Source organism: Arthrobacter sp. Y3223166 (assembly GCF_059090935.1).
In genome coordinates, this window is the sequence record NZ_JBNHGE010000088.1 from 1 (window position 1) to 1,705 (window position 1,705).

The window sequence follows — 1,705 nt, forward strand, 5'->3', positions numbered from 1 at the left end:
GGGGGAACGGTCTTGCCGCCGACCAGGTAGTCCACGCCTTCGACCGCCGGGATCGTGTAGGTGTCCTCTGCGGTGCCGTCCTTATCCGTGAACACCACCGCAGCCGGGGAAACTTTAGGAACGACGGTGGAGGTCAGCGGATCCAGAAGTGTACTGTCGCCTTCCACCCGGGCATAGTTGCCGGCTTTATCACTCGGCATGATCAGGGTGACTCTGTAGTCACCTTCCGGCCACGACAGCGAGTCGATGACGTCGGTCTCGGAGTAACCCGTGAATTCCCCTGGTCCCGAGGAATGCACCTCTTTCATATAGGCGGACTTGTATTTTTGTCCCGGCCCGTAGACCCAAAAGGAGACGGAGCTAATGGGGCCGGCGTCCTTGAGCGTCCATTTGAACCTGATTTTCTCGCCAACGCCCACCGTCTTGGGTGAATCCAGAGACACTGACACCAACGCCGGAGCCGTCACATCGGCATTAGTGCCGGAAACCGTGGAGGTCAGCGGATCCAGAAGTGTACTGTCGCCTTCCACCCGGGCATAGTTGCCGGCTTTATCACTCGGCATAATCAGAGTGACTCTGTAGTCACCTTCCGGCCACGACAGCGAGTCGATGACGTCGGTCTCGGAGTAACCCGTGAATTCCCCTGGTCCCGAGGAATGCACCTCTTTCATATAGGCGGACTTGTATTTTTGTCCCGGCCCGTAGACCCAAAACGAGACGGAGCTAATGGGGCCGGCGTCCTTGAGCGTCCATTTGAACCTGATTTTCTCGCCAACGCCCACCGTCTTGGGTGAATCCAGAGACACGGACACCAACGCCGGAGCCGTCACATCGGCATTAGTGCCGGAAACCGTGGAGGTCAGCGGATCCAGAAGTGCACTGTCGCCTTCCACCCGGGCATAGTTGCCGGCTTTATCACTCGGCATAATCAGGGTGACTCTGTAGTCACCTTCCGGCCACGACAGCGAGTCGATGACGTCGGTCTCGGAGTAACCCGTGAATTCCCCTGGTCCCGAGAGATGCACCTCTTTCATATAGGCGGACTTGTATTTTTGTCCCGGCCCGTAGACCCAAAAGGAGACGGAGCTAATGGGGCCGGCGTCCTTGAGCGTCCATTTGAACCTGATTTTCTCGCCAACGCCCACCGTCTTGGGTGAATCCAGAGACACTGACACCAACGCCGGAGCCGTCACATCGGCGGCAGCCGCTGGGGCAGACCCAGCTAGTCCCAACGACATGGCTAAGGCGATTGAGACAAGTAAGGCTGGGAGCTTCCTAATAAGACTTGCGGCCACTGCAGCTGGTCTCCGCCGCGGAGTCGAACGCGAGAGTCTGCTTTTACGTGCAACGACGGACTGAACCCAATAAACAGAAAGCACCGATATTCCCCCAGCTAGACCACACTAAAGTGCGGCCGTCAAATTGGATGCCGTCCGCTTATTCAGCTCATCCTAGCTGAACAAGCGGTAATGGAGTACGTGCCCACGACGGCGAAAGAGCACTTGCCCTAACTCTGCAAGTGAAACTAAGAACGGCTATCTTTTGCTAAACCCTGTCATGGCCAGCCGCTACCTCGGCGGCCTGATCTATCGGCCGATCTTGGGTGTGGATTTCGAGGTCTTCGACACGGCGGTGTAACCGGTCTTGGTGCCGGTGACCTTTACTTTAATGGTCTTTCCGGCGTCGGATCCGGTCAGCTTGTAGG

At 57.3% G+C, this 1,705-nt stretch carries 1 protein-coding gene; it reads right to left on the reverse strand.

What is annotated here, in order from left to right; genetic code table 11:
* Window positions 1-1,169: hypothetical protein (locus AC5RUH_RS16655; RefSeq protein ID WP_494129152.1), on the reverse strand; the 1,169-nt coding region annotated here is incomplete at its 3' end.
* Between the last annotated feature and the right edge of the window lie 536 nt (window positions 1,170-1,705).